Annotated in this window: 17 protein-coding genes; 5 read left to right on the top strand and 12 right to left on the bottom strand. The window is 70.2% G+C overall.

Annotation, left to right across the window (positions count from 1 at the left end; genetic code table 11):
* Nucleotides 1–136: 136 nt before the first annotated feature.
* A complete protein-coding gene (gene trxA / locus VF665_RS23310) occupies nucleotides 137–475 on the bottom strand; it encodes a thioredoxin (RefSeq protein WP_331055884.1) in 339 nt (112 codons plus the stop codon).
* A 119-nt stretch (nucleotides 476–594) separates the two neighbouring features.
* Between trxA and mce the strand changes: the two genes are divergently transcribed.
* Complete coding sequence (mce, locus tag VF665_RS23305; protein WP_331055883.1) at nucleotides 595–1,002, top strand: methylmalonyl-CoA epimerase; 408 nt, start codon at nucleotides 595–597, stop codon at nucleotides 1,000–1,002.
* 130 nt (nucleotides 1,003–1,132) lie between these two features.
* Here the strand turns inward: mce and VF665_RS23300 are convergent, their stop codons facing one another.
* From VF665_RS23300 to VF665_RS23275, 6 genes are all read right to left on the bottom strand, one after another.
* Nucleotides 1,133–1,588: a hypothetical protein gene (locus tag VF665_RS23300; RefSeq protein ID WP_331055882.1), complete on the bottom strand. Its 456-nt coding sequence runs from the start codon at nucleotides 1,586–1,588 to the stop codon at nucleotides 1,133–1,135.
* A gap of 101 nt (nucleotides 1,589–1,689) precedes the next feature.
* Complete coding sequence (gene clpB / locus VF665_RS23295; protein ID WP_349263166.1) at nucleotides 1,690–4,311, bottom strand: ATP-dependent chaperone ClpB; 2,622 nt, start codon at nucleotides 4,309–4,311, stop codon at nucleotides 1,690–1,692.
* Between the two features lie 267 nt (nucleotides 4,312–4,578).
* The gene (locus VF665_RS23290) at nucleotides 4,579–4,998 is read right to left on the bottom strand and encodes a hypothetical protein (protein WP_331055880.1); all 420 of its coding nucleotides are present in this window, start codon (nucleotides 4,996–4,998) and stop codon (nucleotides 4,579–4,581) included.
* A complete protein-coding gene (locus tag VF665_RS23285; RefSeq protein ID WP_331055879.1) occupies nucleotides 4,995–5,561 on the bottom strand; it encodes a hypothetical protein in 567 nt (188 codons plus the stop codon). The genes VF665_RS23290 and VF665_RS23285 overlap by 4 nt, the downstream gene beginning before the upstream one ends.
* Nucleotides 5,562–5,861: 300 nt before the next feature.
* A complete protein-coding gene (locus VF665_RS23280) occupies nucleotides 5,862–7,292 on the bottom strand; it encodes an MATE family efflux transporter (protein ID WP_331055878.1) in 1,431 nt (476 codons plus the stop codon).
* A gap of 372 nt (nucleotides 7,293–7,664) precedes the next feature.
* Nucleotides 7,665–10,196: a M14 metallopeptidase family protein gene (locus VF665_RS23275; protein ID WP_331055877.1), complete on the bottom strand. Its 2,532-nt coding sequence runs from the start codon at nucleotides 10,194–10,196 to the stop codon at nucleotides 7,665–7,667.
* Between the two features lie 214 nt (nucleotides 10,197–10,410).
* On the opposite strand from VF665_RS23275, the gene VF665_RS23270 reads away from it, so the two are divergent.
* Nucleotides 10,411–10,887: a hypothetical protein gene (locus tag VF665_RS23270; protein WP_331055876.1), complete on the top strand. Its 477-nt coding sequence runs from the start codon at nucleotides 10,411–10,413 to the stop codon at nucleotides 10,885–10,887.
* Nucleotides 10,888–10,951: 64 nt separating this feature from the next.
* Nucleotides 10,952–11,539 carry a hypothetical protein gene (locus VF665_RS23265; RefSeq protein ID WP_331055875.1) on the top strand — a complete coding sequence of 196 codons (588 nt, stop codon included), beginning with the start codon at nucleotides 10,952–10,954 and terminating at the stop codon, nucleotides 11,537–11,539.
* Nucleotides 11,540–12,570: 1,031 nt separating this feature from the next.
* Here VF665_RS23265 and VF665_RS23260 read toward each other — a convergent pair.
* The 3 genes from VF665_RS23260 to dxs all read right to left on the bottom strand — a co-directional run bounded on the left by VF665_RS23260 (nucleotide 12,571) and on the right by dxs (nucleotide 16,570).
* A complete protein-coding gene (locus VF665_RS23260) occupies nucleotides 12,571–13,596 on the bottom strand; it encodes an alpha/beta hydrolase (protein WP_331055874.1) in 1,026 nt (341 codons plus the stop codon).
* A 152-nt stretch (nucleotides 13,597–13,748) separates the two neighbouring features.
* On the bottom strand, nucleotides 13,749–14,636 hold the full coding sequence (locus VF665_RS23255; RefSeq protein WP_331055873.1) for an NAD(+)/NADH kinase: 888 nt from the start codon (nucleotides 14,634–14,636) through the stop codon (nucleotides 13,749–13,751).
* Complete coding sequence (gene dxs / locus VF665_RS23250) at nucleotides 14,633–16,570, bottom strand: 1-deoxy-D-xylulose-5-phosphate synthase (RefSeq protein ID WP_331055872.1); 1,938 nt, start codon at nucleotides 16,568–16,570, stop codon at nucleotides 14,633–14,635. Before dxs ends, VF665_RS23255 begins: the two co-directional genes overlap by 4 nt.
* A gap of 282 nt (nucleotides 16,571–16,852) precedes the next feature.
* Between dxs and VF665_RS23245 the strand changes: the two genes are divergently transcribed.
* Both VF665_RS23245 and VF665_RS23240 read left to right on the top strand, forming a co-directional pair.
* Entirely contained in the window at nucleotides 16,853–17,125 is a 273-nt protein-coding gene (locus VF665_RS23245) for a hypothetical protein (protein ID WP_331055871.1), read from the top strand.
* Nucleotides 17,122–17,502 carry a PIN domain-containing protein gene (locus tag VF665_RS23240; protein ID WP_331055870.1) on the top strand — a complete coding sequence of 127 codons (381 nt, stop codon included), beginning with the start codon at nucleotides 17,122–17,124 and terminating at the stop codon, nucleotides 17,500–17,502. The genes VF665_RS23245 and VF665_RS23240 overlap by 4 nt, the downstream gene beginning before the upstream one ends.
* Nucleotides 17,503–17,511: 9 nt before the next feature.
* On the opposite strand, the gene VF665_RS23235 is transcribed toward VF665_RS23240, so the two are convergent.
* Together VF665_RS23235 and VF665_RS23230 are read right to left on the bottom strand one after the other, a co-directional pair.
* On the bottom strand, nucleotides 17,512–17,973 hold the full coding sequence (locus VF665_RS23235) for a divergent PAP2 family protein (protein WP_331055869.1): 462 nt from the start codon (nucleotides 17,971–17,973) through the stop codon (nucleotides 17,512–17,514).
* Nucleotides 17,970–18,569: polyprenyl synthetase family protein (locus VF665_RS23230; RefSeq protein ID WP_331055868.1), on the bottom strand; the 600-nt coding region annotated here is incomplete at its 5' end. The genes VF665_RS23235 and VF665_RS23230, both read right to left, overlap by 4 nt.

Genomic DNA, 18,569 nt, shown 5'->3' with positions numbered 1-18,569 from the left:
CATGCCGCAACCCAAGTTGTTGCAGCCCAATCGCGTAGCAGAACGGGGCACGCGCGGCGCCTCGCAAACCGCAACCACAGGGGCGGAATGCAGTGCGGGCGGGCGCCCGTGGACGCCCGCCCGCCATCCCGGAAGATCAGGCCCCCAGGTGCTCCTGCAGCTTGCGGGCGAGCGCCTGCTTGGGCACCGCGCCCACCACCTGGTCAATCACCTGGCCGTCCTTGAAGAACAGGATGGTGGGGATGGAGCGCACGTTGAACTTGGAGGCCGTCTGCTGGTTGCTGTCCACGTCCAGCTTGCCCACCTTCACCTGGCCGGCGTACTCATCGGCCAGCTGCTCCACAAAGGGGCCGATCAGGCGGCAGGGGCCGCACCACTCCGCCCAGAAATCCACCATCGAAACGCCGTTCGCGTTCGCGATCTCCGACTGGAAGTTGCCGTCGGTAATCTCTACGATGTTCGCGCTGGTCGCCATTGTCGTGCCTTCCGGTCCATGGGCCTCGCGGGCCCGGTGCGGTAGCCGCGCCCGCCGTGGCGGGCTATTCTGTCGCGGCTTCTCTCAAGTGATACACCTCAAACTCAAAACGGAGTCCGATGACCGAGCGGGCGCTGGACCACGTGGGAATCGCGGTGCACTCGCTGGATGATTCGCTCCCCGCGTTCGAATCTATCACCGGGCACAAGGGGTACGGCCGGGAGCGGGTGGATTCGCAGGGCGTGGAAGTGATCTTCCTGGGCACCGGCGAAGGGCGGCTGGAACTGCTGGCCCCCACGCGCGAAGATTCGGCTGTCGCCAAATTTCTGGCCAGGCGCGGCCCTGGAATGCACCATCTGTGCTACCGCGTTCCGGACCTCGCCGCCGAGCTGGAGCGCCACCGCGCCGAGGGCCGCCAGCTGATCGACGAAGCGCCCCGCACGGGCGCGGCCGGGCACCTGGTCGCGTTCCTTCATCCCCGCTCCACCAACGGCGTGCTTACGGAACTGCTGCAGGCCGGGCACTGAGGTTCCGTCCTCCGCGTTCCCGGGATTCCATCGAGGTTTTTCTGCGGCCGAGTCCGTCATCTCACATACGAAAATGAGCCTGCGCCCCCGTTCGGGGCGCAGGCTCATCTTGATTCGGAACGGAGGCGCGTCAGGAGCGGGGGCGGATGGCGGCCTGCATGTCTACCACTTCCACCAGCCACGTACCCGCGGGGCCCTGCACCACCGTGAACGGCACCTGCCGGCGCTGCCGGCCCTGGCGCAGCTCCACCATGACGGTGCGTGCCTCCGGACGGCCCGGCGTGTTGACCACCGCGTTGAGCGCGTAGGAGTCGTTGCGCAGCACCGAGGCGATGGCCTGCATGCGCCGCGCGACGCGCTCCGGCGCCTGCGACTCCGCCAGCGGGCCGCGCGAAGTGCCGAACAGGTACCCCATCTCGGTAAACTTGCTCTGCCGCGCATAGCCGATGAACTGCTCCACGGCCGAAGCGGGCGCCGTCGCCTGCACCACCGTTCCCGACGGGGTGACCGCCGGCCGCGCGCCGCCGCCGCACGCCGTGAGCGCGCCGGCCAGCACCGCGCAGACAAGAAGATTCCTGGAACGCACGCGACCTCCGAAGAGGGGGAAACGACGAAAACCGGGCGCGGCAGGGATCGCCGCGCCCGGATAGTGTAACCGCTTGGCCAGCGGGTGGAAAGGATGCCGCCTCAGGCCGCCGCCGCGGCCGCCCGCGGGGCGGACCGGAAGGTGAGCCCGCCGGAAGGCTCCCGGTCTACCACCACCGTGTCGCCCTCCTGGAACTCGCCCTCCAGAATGCGCAGCGCCAGCGGGTTCTGCAGCAACCGCTGAATGGCGCGCTTGAGCGGCCGCGCCCCGTACGCCGGGTCGTACCCCTCCTCCGCGATGAACGCCTTGGCCGCGTCCGTCACCCGCAGCGACAGCTTGCGGTCCGCCAGCAGGCCCTCCAGCCGGCGCAGCTGCAGGTCCACGATGTGGGTCAGCTCGCCGCGGCCCAGCGGCCGGAACACGATCACGTCGTCCACCCGGTTCAGGAACTCCGGGCGAAAGTGCTGGCGAAGCTCGCCCAGCACCAGCTTTTCCACGTCCCCCGCGGTGGCGGGATCGGCGAGGCGCGCAGCCTGGTCCAGGATCAGCGGGCTTCCGATGTTGCTGGTCATGATGATGACCGCGTTGCGGAAGTTCACCGTGCGCCCCTGGCTGTCCGTCACCCGCCCGTCATCCAGAATCTGCAGGAGGATGTTGAAGACGTCCGGGTGCGCCTTTTCGATCTCGTCGAACAGGATTACGCAGTACGGGCGCCGGCGCACCGCCTCGGTGAGCTGGCCGCCCTCCTCGTAGCCCACATACCCCGGAGGCGCGCCCACCAGCCGGCTCACGGCGTGCTTCTCCATGTACTCCGACATGTCGATGCGCACCATGGCGTCCTCGTCGTCGAACAGGAACTGCGCCAGCGCGCGCGCCGTCTCCGTCTTGCCCACGCCGGTGGGGCCGAGGAAGATGAAGCTGCCGATGGGCCGGTTGGGGTCCTGCATTCCCGACCGCGAGCGGCGCACCGCGTCGGCCACGGCCTGCGTGGCCTCCGGCTGCCCGATCACCCGCAGGTTCAGGTGCTCGTCCAGCCGCGCCAGCCGCTCGCGGTCGCTCTGGATCATCCGCGTGACGGGAATGCCCGTCCACCGCGCGACCACCTCGGCTATGTCCTCGGCGTCCACCTCTTCCTTGAGAAAGCGCGACTGCTGCTGCAGTTCGCCCAGGCGCTGCTCTTCGGCGGCCACTTCCTTCTGCAGCTGCGGAATGGCGCCGTACTGGATCTCGGCCGCGCGGTTCAAGTCGCCGGTGCGCGAGGCGCGGTCCAGCTCCACCTTGAGCGCGTCCAGCTTCTCCTTCTTGTCGCGCAGGTCGGCGATCACGGACTTTTCCGACTGCCACTGGGCCTTCATTCCCGACGAGCTTTCGCGCAGGCCGGCCAGCTCCTGCTCCAGCCGCTGCAGCCGGTCGCGGCTGGCCGGGTCGCTTTCGCGCGACAGCGCCTGCCGCTCGATTTCCAGCTGCATGATGCGCCGCTCCACCTCGTCAATCTCCTGCGGAAGCGAGTCGATCTCAATGCGCAGCCTGCTGGCGGCCTCGTCGATCAGGTCGATGGCCTTGTCGGGCAGAAAGCGGTCGCCGATGTAGCGGTTGCTGAGCGTGGCCGCCGCCACGATGGCGGGATCGGTAATGCGCACGCCGTGGTGCACCTCGTACCGCTCCTTGAGCCCGCGCAGAATGGCGATCGTCGCCTCCACGCTGGGCTCGCCCACGAACACGGGCTGAAAGCGGCGCTCCAGGGCGGCGTCCTTTTCGATGTACTGCCGGTACTCGTCCAGCGTCGTCGCGCCCACCAGCCGCAGTTCGCCGCGGGCCAGCGCCGGCTTGAGCATGTTGCCGGCGTCGGGCGAACCCTCTGTCTTGCCCGCACCCACGATGGTGTGCAGCTCGTCGATGAAGACGATGAACTTGCCCGCCGAGTCGCTCAGTTCCTTGAGCACGCTCTTGAGGCGCTCCTCGAACTCGCCGCGGTACTTGGCGCCGGCCAGCATGCTGCCGATGTCCAGCGAGATGAGCGTCTTGTCGCGCAGCCCCTCGGGCACGTCACCGTTCACGATGCGCTGCGCCAGCCCCTCGGCGATGGCCGTCTTGCCCACGCCCGGCTCGCCGATGAGCACGGGATTGTTCTTGGTGCGCCGGCTGAGCACCTGCACCACGCGCCGGATCTCCTCGTCGCGCCCGATGACCGGGTCCAGCTTGCCGCGGCGGGCGCGCTCCGTGAGGTCCGTGCTGAAGCGCTGCAGCGCCTGGTACTTGTCTTCGGGGTTCTGGTCCGTCACCCGGTGCGAGCCGCGCACCTGCTCCAGCGCCTGCCGCAGCGCATCGGGGCTCGCGCCCTGGCCCCGCAGCAGGTCGCGCGTGCTGAAGCCCTTTTCCGCCAGCCCCAGCAGCAGGTGCTCGGTGCTGATGTACTCGTCCTTCAGGGTGCGCGCTTCCTCTTCCGCGCGGTCCAGGGCTTCGTTCAGCTCGCGCGAAATGGTGGGGTTGGCGCCGCCGGACTGCCTGGGCAGCCGGGCGCGCGCTGCGTCCACCTCCGTGCGCAGGCGCGTGGCGTTCACCCCCACCTTCTGCAGAATGGGAACGACGATCCCCTCTTCCTGCTCCAGAAGCGCCGAAAGCAGGTGCAGGTCTTCGATGGTGGGGTTCCCCGCCCTGCGCGCCTCGTTGGAAGCCTCCTGAATGGCCTCCGCCGATTTGACGGTCAAACGCTCGAAGTTGATCATATGTCTCGCAAGTGTCTGTGGATCATCATCTTGTCCGGTGCCCGGCGGAGCCGCTGACGGGCTTCAGTGGGGCGCGCGTGCTGTCACTCGACACCCCCTTCCCGCCGGGCCTGCTGTCCGAAAACAAGACAAACTCCATGCCGCCCCAACCTGCCGAAACGTCAGTATCGGCGTGACCTACGCGTGCTCTCGTCCGCCCGTTCCGACGAAACGGCAGAAGCCCCGACGGGATGCTCCGAAGGAGCTTCTGGTCCAGCCGTCCTGTCACGCAGGAGCAAAGCGCTGGCGAGGAGTGGTGTAGGTGAGCACGGGCGGCGGGCCGGGGTAGGCCTGCATCGCGGCGTCCTCGTCCAGCATCAGGTCGATAATGTCGTCCACGGCGTCCCAGCACGCCCTGCAGCCCCGGTCGGCGCCAGCCACCACCTCGTGCACTCTGCGGACGTTCTGCTCCGCCACAGCGCCGAGTTCTGTCCCCCGCATGACGCTGAGCCCCCGCTCGATCTGCTCTCGCCCGAATGCTTCGTCAACAAACGGCCGGGGATAGTACCGGGACCGCAGCTTGAGCATCGTGTGCATACCGCTGACGACGCGGTCCCATGCCTCGAATTGCTCCTGGTTCGCGGGCTCCAGGATGCGGCTGATCTGCTCACGATCCAGGATCCGAAACTCGCGTTCCGTGTTCATGCGGCGCTCCGATCTTCAAGAAAGCCGAGTACGTCGCGCCCGTCCATCGGCTGGGCGGCGCTCCAGTCCCGTCCCACAAGCTGTCCGAAGCTTTCATCGCGGCGATTGTCCGCGAACAGCAGGTCAAACTCGTCTTCCCGCAGATCGGGAACGAGAACTTCTCGCGACCCTTCCAGCCCCGAGCCCGCCACCACGCGCCGGGACTGGTCGATCCGCGTCAGGTCCACGCGGTACACGACGGGATAGAAAAACTCCATGCTCGCCTCCATGCAGATCCGGCGCAGGCGGGCGGCGGTGACGGCGTCGATCCGCCCCCTGTTGGCGACGTTGGTGACCGCGCCCGCCAGGCTGCGCCGAATGTCCTTGACCGCGTGGTCGTGCCGGTCGCGCATGAGCCACGGCAGGTAGAGATCCGCATAGATCATGTACGGGTTCGACGACTTGGGATTGGTGGCGGCGGGGTGGAATTCCGCCGCCACCCACGCGTAGTGCACCCCTCCGTACAGGAAGTGGTTGATGATCCAGGCGAGCACCGGAACGGTTCCGTAGTAGTAGACCGGCATGCGCGGATTCGGGGGACAAAGCGGACGCGGTGGACCCCCGGAAAGCTGTACCGGCCCGAGCCCCCGGTCAAGGGCTCGGGCCGGTGAAAAGCAAGGGAATACCACACGTGGCGCGACCGAAGCGCACATCGCGCACATGACGCCACGTGGGGCACGGTATCAACCAAGTGCCCAGTGCCAAGTGCCAAGTGCCCAGTGCCAAGTACAAAGTACGAAGTGCTCAGGTGCGGAGCCGGGGCGCCACACCTGAGCACTGGAACCTGGGCACTAGGCAGTAGAACCTGGGCGCCGTGCCCTTCCTCACACCCGCTTTGTCTTCCAGCTCCCGCGCCGGAACAGGATCGCGCTCACCCCGGCCAGGGCGGAAAAGGCGATGGTCACGGCCGTGAACGCGCCCGCGGGGCCCATCCCCAGGTGCACGGCAAGCAGGTACGCCAGCGGGATTTCGAACGCCCAGAAAATGCCCAGATTGATCCACGTGGGCGTCCACGTATCCCCCGCCCCGTTGAACGACTGCGTCAGCACCATCCCAAAGGCGTAGAGCGGAAAGCCCGCCGCGATGATGCGCAGCCCCGCCACGGCGATGCGCATGGCCTCCGGCTCCCGCGTGAACACGCCCACGATGGGGTGCGCGAGCGCGACGAACAGCACACCCACCGCCGCCAGGAAGGCCAGGTTGTAGCGGCACGCTGTCCACACCGCGCGTTCGGCGCGGTCCGGCTTCCCCGCGCCGAGCGCCTGGCCCACCATGGTCGCCGCGGCGTTGCTCAGCCCCCAGCTGGGCAGAATGGCGGTGACCACCACGCGCAGCGCCACCGTGTACCCCGCCACCGCCGGGTCGCCGAAGCTGGCCACGATGCGCACCAGCCCCAGCCAGCTCGCCGTGGCGATGAGCGCCTGCAGCGTGGTGGACCCGGAAAGCCGCACGATCTGCCGCATCGTCCCCGGATCCAGCCGCAGGTGCCGCCGCCGCACCTGAAAGTGCCCCTCGGGACGCGTGAGCCGCCACAGCGCGAACGCCGCGCCCACCGAGCGCCCGAAGGTGGTGGCCACCGCCGCGCCCGTGACCCCCAAGCGCGGAAACGGCCCCACGCCAAAGATCAGCAGCGGCCCCAGCACGATGTTGATGCCGTTGGCCAGCCAGAGCACGCGCATGGCGATGGCCGGGTCGCCCGCGCCGCGAAAGATGGCGTTCACCACAAAGAGCAGGATGACCGCCGCCTGGCCGCCCAGCATGATGCGCGCGTAGCCGGTCCCCACCCGGATCACCTCGGGCGAAGCGCCCATGGCCGCCAGCAGCCACGGGGCGAGCAGAAAGCCCGCGATCCCCAGCACCAGCGAGATGCCGGCGGCCACGGCCACGGCCTGCACTGCGGAGCGCGCGGCCCCCTCGGCGTCGCGCTCGCCTACGCGGCGGGCCACCACGGCGGCGGCGCCCATCCCCAGCCCCATGGCCAGGGCGTAGACGATGGCCAGCATGGACTCGGTGAGCCCGACCGCCGCGACGGAGGCTTCGCCCAGGCGGGACACGAAGAAGATGTCGGTGAGGGCAAAGACGCTTTCCAGCGCCACCTCCAGCACCATGGGAATGGCGAGCAGGAGCACGGAGCGGCCGATGGGCCCCTGCGTGTAGTCGTGCGCGTGCGCGCCCCGCAGCGACTGCGCAATGGCGGTGCGCATGCGCGGGAGCGGTTCGCTGCCCGGGATGGGTGTTTCGTGTACGGCGGTCATGCGGACGTCCATTTCTCCCGTCCCGCGGCCAAAGCGGGGGACGGGCGTGCGTGATCGGGTGTGCAGGGACCCCGGGAGTCGTGCCGCCGCGGCCGCCGGAGCGGGCGCGGCGCAAAGGGTTGCGGGTGGGAGGGCTCCCGGAGGCGTCCCTACCCGGTCAGCGCTGAATCATCCGTCAGAATCTCGTTCCGGAGGCACAGGGCCGGCGGCGGCGCCCTCGCGGGGGCGGCGGCCGGGATGGTCCCCGAACTTACCGCCGTGCACGAAAGCATCAAGGGTCAAACGACCGAGGCCGCGGCGGAATGGACAACGCGGCGCCCGTGCTCCGGAGAGCACGGGCGCCGCTTTTCCATCCACCGGAACCCGGCGTGGTCAGGGGCCCAGCAGGATGGCGTTCACGTAGATGGGGTTGGTGGCCCGCCAGAACAGGCGGAACAGTGGATCGTCGGCGAACAGCACCACGCTGCCGCCGCCCATCCGCTTGCTCACCACCCACGACCCCTGCTGCAGGCGCCGCAGGTTCTCGGGGCTGATGACGCCGCTGATGCGCGTGAGCCGCTCCGGGAAGTACGCCACCGTCTCCACCCCGGCGGAGGGCTCAAAGACGAGCGAGCCGGTGTGCAGGGCGAATGTTTCGTCCGGGCGCCCGTCCAGCCCCGCGCCGAACGAGAGCGGGTGCGCCGGGTCCAGCCGCAGGGGAAGGATGGTGCCGGGCACCTCCTGCCGCCACTCCTGCCGCTGCCGCTCCTCGCGGCCGGCCAGGTAGCGCGACGGCCCGCCGCGCGCGCTGTCGCTCGTGCCCGCCTCGCGGGTCTTGACGTCCACCAGCGCCGCCGCCGCCGCGGCGCCGTCGCCCACGGCCACCAGACGGCCGCCGTTGCTGATCCAGGTCTTGAGCGCGTCCTCCGCGCCGCGCAGCGCGCGCGGCGATGCTTCCGGAAGCACCAGGACGTCGTACCGGGACAGGTTCAGCGACGTCAGTTCCTGCGCCTGCACGGCGTCAAAGGGAAGCCCCAGCTCCTGCTCCAGGTAGAACCAGTGCGCGCCGAACGAGGTGGCCGCGACGCCTTCGCCGCCGATGACGGCTACGCGCGGCAGCCGCGTGCGGGCGACGTTCTCGCTCCCCAGGTCAATGCCGCTTTCCGCCATCCCCGACGACACGGGGACGGCCAGCCCGCCCAGCCCGGCCCGGGTGATGCGCCCCTGCACGGTGTCGTTGCCGCGCGCGGGGATGAACCATGTTCCCGCCGGCCAGCGCCGCCCCGCAAAGGTGCTGGGGCGCGTCACCACGCTCGCCCGGCCGCCCGCGGCCAGGAAGCGGATCACCGGCCCGCCCGCCGCACCGCCCGGCGCCACCAGCCAGCCGTAGGTGGCCGGCTGCGCCCGCGCCGTGCCCACGCCTTCCGCCGGGGCGGAAACCGGCGTCCACCCGGTCCCCGCGCCCGCCCCGGCGCGGTACGCCGACACGCCGTACGCGTACGGCAGCGACCAGGCGCTCACGTCGTACGAGTACTCCGCCTTGAGTTCCGTTTCCGGCTGCAGCAGCGTTACCGCCAGGCGGCCGCGCGCCTGGCGGGCGCGGACGCGGTACGTCCCCGCGGGGAACTGGCCGCGCGCCGCAAAGCCCGGGTAGGCCGTCGCCCGCGCGTTGAAGCCGCCGGAGGCGCGCTCCACCTCGATCCCCTGCCGCCGCAGGTGCGCCACCAGCGCCTCCACCCGCGTGGGGTCCTCGCCGGGGACGAGCAGGAAGTCCGCCTCGCCCTGCCCCGCCGTGCGCTGCCCCTGCGCAAAGTCGTTCAGCAGCGCGCTCTTGCCGCTGGCCGCGGTGCGCAGCGTGGCCTGCCCGCTGGCGCGGTGGTGCAGGGCGCGGTCGCGCAGCGTCAGCGTGTCGCCGGATTCCTGCTGGATTGCGAGCCCCGCCGCGCCGTGGCCGGCCTGCTCGTACGTCATCCCCACCGCGCCGGTAAGGCTGGGCCAGCTGTCGCCGTAGCCGGGGTAGAACAGGTCGAACGCCTCGCCGGTGTAGTAGGCCCACCCCTGCGCATCAAAAGCCCGCGCGTTCCCCTGCCCGAAGCGCCGCCCCCACGCCAGGATGTGCGCCGGGTAGATGGGGTTGATGGGCGCCGCCGCGGGAAAGAAGAAGTACGACGAGTTGTAGAACATTTCGTGGAAGTCCACGTGCACCTGCGGGTTCCACTGCCACCACGTGGCCAGCCGCGCCTTGGTTTCCGGCTGCGTGGCCCAGCTCCAGTCGCGGTTCAGGTCGAACAGGTAGTGGTTGAAGCGCCCGCCCGGCCACGGCTCGCGGTGCTCGCGCGCCTGCGGGTTCACGTTGGGCGCCGCGCCCACCACCGACTGGAACCAGTTCACGTAGCGGTCGCGCCCGTCGGGGTTTGTGACGGGGTCGATGATGACCACCAGCGAGTCCAGCACGCCGCGCACCTCGGCGGCGTTGCGGGCCAGGTCCCACGCGGTCCACAGCGCGGCCTCGCTGGACGAGCTCTCGTTGCCGTGCACGCCGTAGCTGAAGTAAACCACGGCCGGGTTGGATGCCCCCACCTGCCGCGCGCGCTCCGGCGACGTTTCCGGCCGGGTAAGCTCGGCGTTGGCGGCCAGGATGGCGGGCAGGTTCTGCAGGTTGCGCTGCGAGGCGATCACCAGCTGAAACAGCTCGCGCCCTTCCGGCGTGCGCCCGTACGGACGGTAGTCCACCAGCGGCGAGGCTTCGGCCAGCGCCTGGCTGTAGCGCTGCACGCCGGCGTACGGGGTGAAGCGTTCGCCCAGGGCGTAGCCCAGCACCTGCTCGGGCGAGGGCGGCGCGTCCTGCGCCGCCACCGGGTGCGCCGCGGCGAGCGCCGCAACCACCGCCGGCAGCAGGCGGGCGCGTGACGAGAGACGTGGCATTCGTTGCGTCTGCGGGTGCATCGTGAATGGCTCGGTCGTTCGTCCGAAGCTACGGGGCGGCCCGGAGCGGCGCAACGCGGCGGGTTGACACGCGCGCGCGCCGCCGGTAGCCTCTCGGGGTTCGAGCGCGTTGAGAATGCGGCGCTTGGGAACGTGGTTGATGGAAGTGCGCCGATCCGCTTGCGTGGATTGTGGTTATCTGCAAGGACCGAATGTGATTTCTCGCACCTCGTACGTCCTGCTTCTTGCCCTGATGCTCGCCGCGTGCGGCGGGGGCGGCGAGCGGAAGGGGGTTGTTCCCCGCGACCGCTTCGTGGCGGCCAACGTGGCGCTGCGCATGCTGCCGGCCACCGCCACCGAGGCGGAGCGCAAGGCCGTGCTCAAGAAGTTCGGCGTTACGGACAGGCAGATGCTGGCCTGGGTGGATGCGCACCGCAACGATCCCGGCGCGCTGGCGGAGGCGTGGGAGCAGGTTGCCAAGCGGGTGGACAGCCTGTCCGCCCTGCGCCCCGCCCCGCCAAAGGCCGACTCCGCGCGCCGCGATTCCATGAACCGGCTTTCGCCGCCGGTGCTGAACATTCCTCCCCCGGCGCTGAACACGCCCGCCCCGGCGTTCGATTCGCTGTCGCGCCGCGTCGTGCCTCCCGCGCCGGCGGGGCGCCCCGGCCGGGCCACGCCCCGCATGCAGTAGCCAACCACATGCAGACCGTCGCAGCGCGCGCTCGCCTCCCCCCCGTCTCTCGCACGGGGGGACGGTGACGCGCGTCGCCCGGTTCCGGCTGGGATGGTTTGCCGCGGCGGCGATTCTGGTCGTCGCGCTGGCGCTGCTGCTGCCGCGGGACGGCGGACCGATGGCCCTGTTCGCCGTCGCCGTCGTTCTGCTGCTGCCCGGGCGCATCATGCGGACGTTCTACCGCGACATGCTAGCCGGCCGCAGGCTGATGGCGCAGGGCAAGTACGAGAAGTCGGCCGAGTTTTCGCGGCGGTTCCTGGAAACCATTCGCGAGCGGCCCGGGCTCAAGCGGGTGATGTGGCTCTCGTGGCCGGGAAAGACGGCGGACGCGGAGGCCATGGTGCTCAACAACCTGGCCGCCGCGGAGATCGAACTGGGCGAGTGGGACGCCGCTTCCGGCCACCTGGCGGACGCCATCGAGATCGATCCCGAGTACTCCGTCCCGCGGGTCAACCTTGCGCTGCTCGCCGCCATCCGCGGCGACCGCGAGCAGGCGGAGCGGCTGCTGGCTCAGGCCACCTCGCTCGGCTATGCGCGGAGCCGCATCGAGCCCATCCTGAAGCACGGCGACGAGCTGCGGGCCCGCTACGCACCCGCGGCCTCGGCCTGACGGGTCCTTCGAGGAGCGACGAAAGCGGGGGAGCCCATGGACCTGGCTCCCCCGCTTCCGTCGTTGCCGACCTTTTCGGCTGACCCATCGTCGTCGGCACATCAGGGATCGGACCGTCCATCGCGCGGGCAGGCGTCGCGGCGCCGGGACCAGCGATGTTCAGGATGACGGCTCCTGATCCTCGTAACTGTCTGCCCCGCAAAAGTTTGTCATCCTGAGGAGGCGCCGGAGGCACTTGCGCCGGCACGGCACCTTGGCGCCGACGAAGGATCTGCTGCGCCCGCGAGAACGGGCGTGCGTGTCGCGACGTTGGCTCGGGGCAGGTAGATCCTTCGACTCCGCGCCACGGTTCGGCGCGGCAGAGGATTCCGGCGCAGCGATACGCTCAGGATGACAGGTCCGGCGCTCCTAACTAGTTACAGCGCAGACAGTTGTCATCCTGAGAGCGTGTTGAGAAACACGCCGTTGCAACGCCTCGGCCTGTGAGTGTCATTCTGAAGGAGGCGCCGGCGGGGCCGATCATGTGCTCCTACTCTGGCGCCGACTGAAGAATCCCGCCACACGGCAGCCGACGCACTACAGGCTGCGCGGCGCGCTCCCGACCTGCGTACGCCGCGAGGGGGGCCGGGGGACGCCGCGCCGGGCAGCGGCCACACGGACGCCCCGGTCCGGGATCCTTCCGTCGCACAGGGTCTGGCGTGAGTGGACGGTTCAGTGCGCTGCTCCTTCAGGATGACGCTCACGCGCCGAGGTGGCAGGAAAGTGGGTTTCTCAACACCCTCTGAGGAGGCGCCGGACGCACCTTCAGCGGCGCCGAACCCCTGGCGCCGACGCAGGATCTGCTGCGCCGGTGAGAACGGGCGTGTGTGTCGCGACGTTGGCTCGGCGGCACGCGGATCCTTCGACTCCGCGCCACAGTCCTGCGCGGCGGAAGGTCCGGTGCAGCGCTCCGCTCAGGATGACACTGATCGGTGCCCACAAGTATCTGGGGCGCAATGACTTGTCGCCCTGGCGGGGTGCCCGGCCGGCCTTCACCCCGGCCCGGCGCGGGCCTCGTCCGCGGCGCGCGCGTGATTGGTGATGCGGTCGATGAGGGTGTCCCACAGCGGCGGCGCGAGCGCATGGCCCATTCCGGGGATGATCTCCAGCCGGGAACCCGCGACCAGCGCGGCCGTGCGGCGCCCGCCCGCCGTGGGGATCAGCGGATCTTCATCCCCGTGGATCACCAGTGTCGGCACCCGCAGCGCGCGCAGGGAATCCGCGCGGCTGGGGCTGGCCAGAATGGCCGCGAGTTGCCGCGCCACGCCGGACGGGTTCCGGCCGCGCTCGTACGCCCGGAGCGCCTGCGATCGCGTGCGCGCCAGGTCGATGGCGATCCCGTGCCCGTTCAGAATCCGCCACACGGGAACCGCGCGGCGCACCGCCGCCTCCCTTCCCCGCGGCACGGGGATGAACAGCGCGGCGGAGGCGCGCCAGTGCGGATGCGGCGCATCGTCCTCCCCCGTGTGCGACATGATGCTCGTGAGCGACCGCAGTCGGTGCGGCGCCAGCGCGGCCACGCTCTGGGCGATCATTCCGCCCATCGACACTCCCACTACGTGCGCCGAATCGATCCCCAGCGCGTCCAGCACGCCCAGGGTGTCGCGCGCCATGTCGTCCAGCAGATACGGCACCTGCAGCGGAAGCCCGCGCCGCTTGGCCCCGAGCAGCGCCACGAGCCGCGGCACCGGCGCGCCCGTCATCCACGTGCTGCGCCCGATGTCGCGGTTGTCAAAGCGGATCACGTAGAACCCTTGGGCCGCCAGCCGCAGGCAGAACTCGTCGTCCCACTGCACCATCTGCGCGGCCAGGCCCATGATGAGCAGGACGGGCGGATCGGTGGGCTCGCCGAACGTTTCGCAGGTGATCTCCAGCCCGTTCGCCGGGACCACGATGGGGTCCACCCGGCGCACGGCGGAGGTGTCCACCCGCGGGAGCGGGTACGTGAGGACAGGCTTGGGCGTGCGCGCGGCCAGCAGCCGGAGCGTCGCGTCGCCGAACAGGTGCGCCAGGGGCATGCGTCCGTGTGTCACCGGGCCAGGGCTCGCGCGCGCACATCGCCGCGCGGCGCGCCATCCACCAAATGCGAGCGGCGGGCCAGTGCCGATGCACGGACCCGCCGTATGATCTCCATCTCAGCCACGCTCCGGAAATGCGGGGGCGCCCCCTCTCACTCGCGTTCTACCAAGTCGCCCCAGCGCAGCTTGCGGCGCAGCGTGCTGAAGAAGGTCTGGCCGGAGAAGCGGACGAGGCGCACGGGATGGGGAGCGCGGTAGACGACCACCTTCTGCCCGGGGGTCAGGCGCTCGTGGTCCTGCCCGTCGATGGTCAGGATCAGCTCCTCCGTGGGCGAAAGCACCTCCACGGTCACCGTCTCGTCCGCGGGGAGCACCAGCGGCCGCACCCCCAGCGTGTGCGGGCAGATGGGCGTGGCGATGATGCAGTGCACGGAGGGCGACACGATGGGCCCCCCCGCGGACAGCGAGTACGCCGTCGATCCGGTCGGCGTGGCGAGGATGATCCCGTCCGCGCTGTAGCTCCCCACCACGTCCTGGTACGCGCTCACCGCAAGGCGGATGACGCGCGCGGCGCCCGTCTTGTGCAGCACCGCGTCGTTCAGCGCCAGGTGCCGCCTCCCCTGCTGCCCGTCCGCCGTCTCGGCGTGGCACTCCAGCGCCATGCGCTCATCGATCCGGAAGTCTCCCGCGATCCACCGCTCCAGCGCCTCCTCCACCCCGTCGCGCGGCGCAGAGGTCAGGAACCCCAGGTGCCCCAGGTTCACCCCCAGCACGGGGACGCCCTCGCGCACCACCAGGCGCGCGCCGCGCAGCAGCGTGCCGTCGCCACCCAGCGTGAGGAGCAAGTCCAGCCCGGCGCACATCTCCGGCGTCAGCGGCTCGCCATCGCCCACGAACTCGCGCAGCGGCGGCTCGTAGAACAGCGAAACCCCCTCCCGCCGGGCGAAATCCGCCAGACGGGTGAGGGTTTCCTGCAGCATTCCGTAGTGCGAGTGCCCTACCACGCCAATGCGGCGCGGCGCGCGGCCGGGGGCGCTCACGCCGTTTCGGCCAGCGAGCGCAGCGGCCGGCCCAGCAACGCCCGGGCCCGCGCGGCGATCCCCTCGGCACACAGGCCCAGGTCGGCCAGCAGGTCCGCGCGCTCGCCGTGCTCCACAAAGGCGTCCGGCAGCCCCATGGACGCGCCGGCCACCTGCGGCCAGCGGTCGTCGATGGCCTTGCGCACGTATGCGCCAAAGCCGTTGGCCACCGTCCCCTCCTCCACCGTAAGCACGTGCGGGTGATGGGGGAACAGGCGCTCCAGCGCGGCCTCGTCCAGCGGCTTAATGAAGCGGCAGTTGACCACCGTGGCCGAGATCCCCTCGCGCTGCAGCGCCTCCGCGGCGGCCACGGCGGGGTTCACCATGGTCCCCGTCGCCAGGATGGCCACGTCGCGCCCCTCGCGCAGCGTCTGCCAGGTGCCGTACGGCACCGCCTCGATCTCCGCCACCGGGCGGGGGAGCGCGGGCACGGCGTCGCGGGGAATGCGGATGCTGAACGGCCCGCCCGCGTGCGCGAACGAGGTCCGCAGCAGCCCGATCAGCTCGTCCGCGTCGCGCGGCGCGGCCACGGTGATGCCGGGGATGGACAGCATGTAGCCGATGTCGATGCCGCCGTGGTGCGTGGCGCCGTCGTCGCCCGCGATGCCGGCGCGGTCCATCACAAAGGTCACCGGCAGGTCCTGCAGCGCCACGTCGTGCACGATGTTGTCGTACGCGCGCTGCAGAAAGGTGCTGTAGATGGCTACGACGGGCCGCAGCCCCTGCGTCGCAAGGCCGGCGGCAAAGGTGACGGCGTGCCCTTCCGCGATCCCCACGTCAAAGAAGCGGTCCGGGTGGCCGGCCTGAAAGATGTCCATCCCCGTCCCCGTCGCCATGGCGGCGGTGATGCCGACCACCGTCCTGTCCTCCGCGGCCAGTTCCGTGAGCGCCTCGCCGAACACCTGCTGGTAGCGCGGCAGCCCGCCCGCGGACTTCTTGAGCGGCGCGCCCGTTTCCTTGTCGAACAGGGCGGCGGCGTGCCACTTCACCTGGTCCGCCTCGGCCGGCGCGAAGCCCTTGCCCTTGGTGGTCAGCACGTGCACCAGGCGCGGCCCCTCCATCTTGCGCACCTGCTCAAAGGTGCGGACCAGCGCGTTGATGTCGTGGCCGTCCACGGGGCCCACGTAGCGAAAGCCCAGTTCCTCGAACAGCATGCCGGGAACGAACATCCCCTTCATGGCGTCGTCCGCCCGCACGGCAAAGTGCTCCAGCATTTCGCCGATGGTGCCCAGTTTGGGCGCCTGGTGAACGAGGCGCTTCACTTCCGCGCGCACCTTGTTGTACAGCGGCGAGGTGCGGACGTCGGTGAGCTTCTTGTGGATGCCCAGGTACTTGTGCAGCGCCCCCACGTTGGGGGAGATGGACATCTGGTTGTCGTTCAGCACCACGATGACGTCGCGGTCGGTGTGCCCGGCGTTGTTGAGCGCCTCGTACGGCAGCCCGCACGTCATGGAGCCGTCGCCGATGACGGCCACCACGTCGAAGTCTTCGCCCTTGATGTCGCGCGCGGCCGCCACGCCCACCGCGGCACTGATGCTGGTGCCCGCGTGCCCGGCGCCGAATACGTCGTACTCGCTCTCGTCGCGGCGCAGGAAGCCGCTCAGCCCGCCGCGCTTGCGGATGCTGTCCAGCCGGTCGTTGCGCCCGGTGAGGATCTTGTGGGGATAGGCCTGGTGGCCCACGTCCCAGATCAGCTGGTCGCGCGGCGTGTCAAAGACGCGGTGCAGGGCCACGGTAAGCTCCACCGTGCCCAGGTTGGAGCCGAAGTGCGCGCCCTTGTGGCGCGAAACGACATCGATGATGCGGTCGCGCACATCGGCGCAGAGCTGCGGAAGATCCGATTCCGGCAGCGCGCGCACGTCTTCGGGGGTCCTGACCGTATCCAGAAGCGCCACGGGGGCCTCGTTGAAAAGCTGCGATGTTGGGGCCCCGGCGGTCTTCGCCCTGGGGCACCCGTCCAATTTACCGCCTGAACGGCGCTCATCCAACTGTCTGCACCGCGCTTCGCGCTTCCGCGCGCCGCGGAGCCGGCACAGTGAACGCCCGCCCGTTACTTTATGCTATAAAGCAAAGCGCGGGCCGTCAATGTCGGCCCGCCGCTTGCGCCGGAATCAGCTGCATCGCATGCCGCCGAGCAGGGTACTAGATTCAGTACCTTACCCGAATCCGGAGTGGACGTGACCATCATCCTCGATCTTCCTCAGGAACTGGAGCGCGCTCTCGCGGCCGAAGCGGCACAGCTTGGACTGCCGCTGGATGAGTACGCGCTCCGTGTCCTTGCGGGCAACCGGCTCCCCGCGCCGATGGAGCGGCCCCGCAATGGGCGCGAACTCGTGGCCTACTGGGAGCAGGCCGGAATCATCGGCTCGCGGCCGGACATCGACGACGCCCCCCGGTATGCACGCCAGGTTCGCGAGGCCGCGGAACGTGTGCGGCGAGAGCGCCCGTGATCCTTCTGGATTCGGATGTCCTGATCGATGTTCAGCGCCGCCACCCCCCCGCGGTGGAATGGTTCGCCGGACTGGACGAACTGCCCTCCGTTCCTGGCATTGTAGTCATGGAACTGATCCAGACCGCTCGCAACGGGGATGAAGTACGCCGCGCACTGCACCTCGTCGCGCCGTTGCCGGTCGTCTGGCCCTCTCAGGCCGACTGCGCGCGCGCCCTCTCTGATTTCGCCAAGCTGCACCTTTCCCACAGTCTCGGCCTGCTCGACGCCCTGATCGCCGCCACTGCGGTCGGCGCCGGCGCCACGCTCTGCACGTTCAACCTGAAGCACTACAAGGCTGTGCCAGGGCTTCTCCTGGCCCCGCCGTACGCGCGCTGATCCTCAGTTTCAAGGGTGTAGCAGAAAGGCGAGCAGCGCGCCATAGACGGCGCCGACCAGCACCTCCAGCGGCGTGTGGCCCAGAAGCTCGCCCAGGCGCTCGAAGTTGAGCGTGTGGTGCTCCTGCAGTTCGGCCACCAGACGGTTGAGCAGCTGCGCCTGCCGCCCCGCCGCGCGGCGGATTCCCGTGGCGTCGTACATGGTCACGAGCGAGAAGAACGCCGCCACGCCGAAGAGCGGCGACCCCCACCCGTGCCCGATTCCCACCGCCGTGGACAGCGCCGTCACCGAGGCGGAGTGCGCGGAGGGCATGCCGCCCGTCCCGATGAGCCGGGTGAAGTCCGGCCGGTTCCGCCGCACCAGCGAGCGCAGGAACTTGAAGCCCTGCGCCGTCATCATGGCCAGCAGCGCGAGGGCGAGCGGCGGGTTCCATCCGATGGCCGGCTCAAAGAACTCGCGCAGTTGGTTCATCGATCGCGCTCCAGCACGTACGCCGCCAGCGCGCGCAGCTCCGCGGAGGCGATCCCCGCCCTGTCCAGCGCACCGACGGCCCGGTCTACCCGTTTGCGCGCCATCTCCCGCGCCCGCTCCAGCCCGAAGAGCGAGGGATACGTCGCCTTGCCGGTGTTGGCGTCCTTGCCCGCCGTCTTCCCCAGCACCGCGTCCGCCTGCGTGACGTCCAGCACGTCGTCCACGATCTGAAACGCCAGCCCCAGCTCGCGTCCGTAGATCGTGAGCCCGTGCAGCGCCTCGTCACCCGCGCCGGCGGCCAGCGCGCCGATGCGCAGCGAGGCGGCCAGCAGGGCGCCCGTCTTGGCGCGATGGATCTGCTCCAGCCCCGCGCCGTCCACCACGGCGCCGGCCTCGCCCTCCAGGTCCAGTTGCTGCCCGCCCACCATGCCGCACGCGCCCCCCGCGTCGCACAACTCGGCCACGAGCCGCGCCCGCAGCGCGGGGTTCGCACCCAGGTCGCGTGCGGCGGCGTCCAGCACGCGGACCGCCGCGGGGATCAGCGCGGCGCCGGCCAGCAGCGCCGCGCGGGGGGAAAACGCGACGTGCACGGTCGG

This window comes from Longimicrobium sp. (genome assembly GCF_036387355.1).
In the GTDB taxonomy this organism is placed as follows: domain Bacteria; phylum Gemmatimonadota; class Gemmatimonadetes; order Longimicrobiales; family Longimicrobiaceae; genus Longimicrobium.
This window is presented reverse-complemented; position numbering and strand designations above follow the sequence as displayed.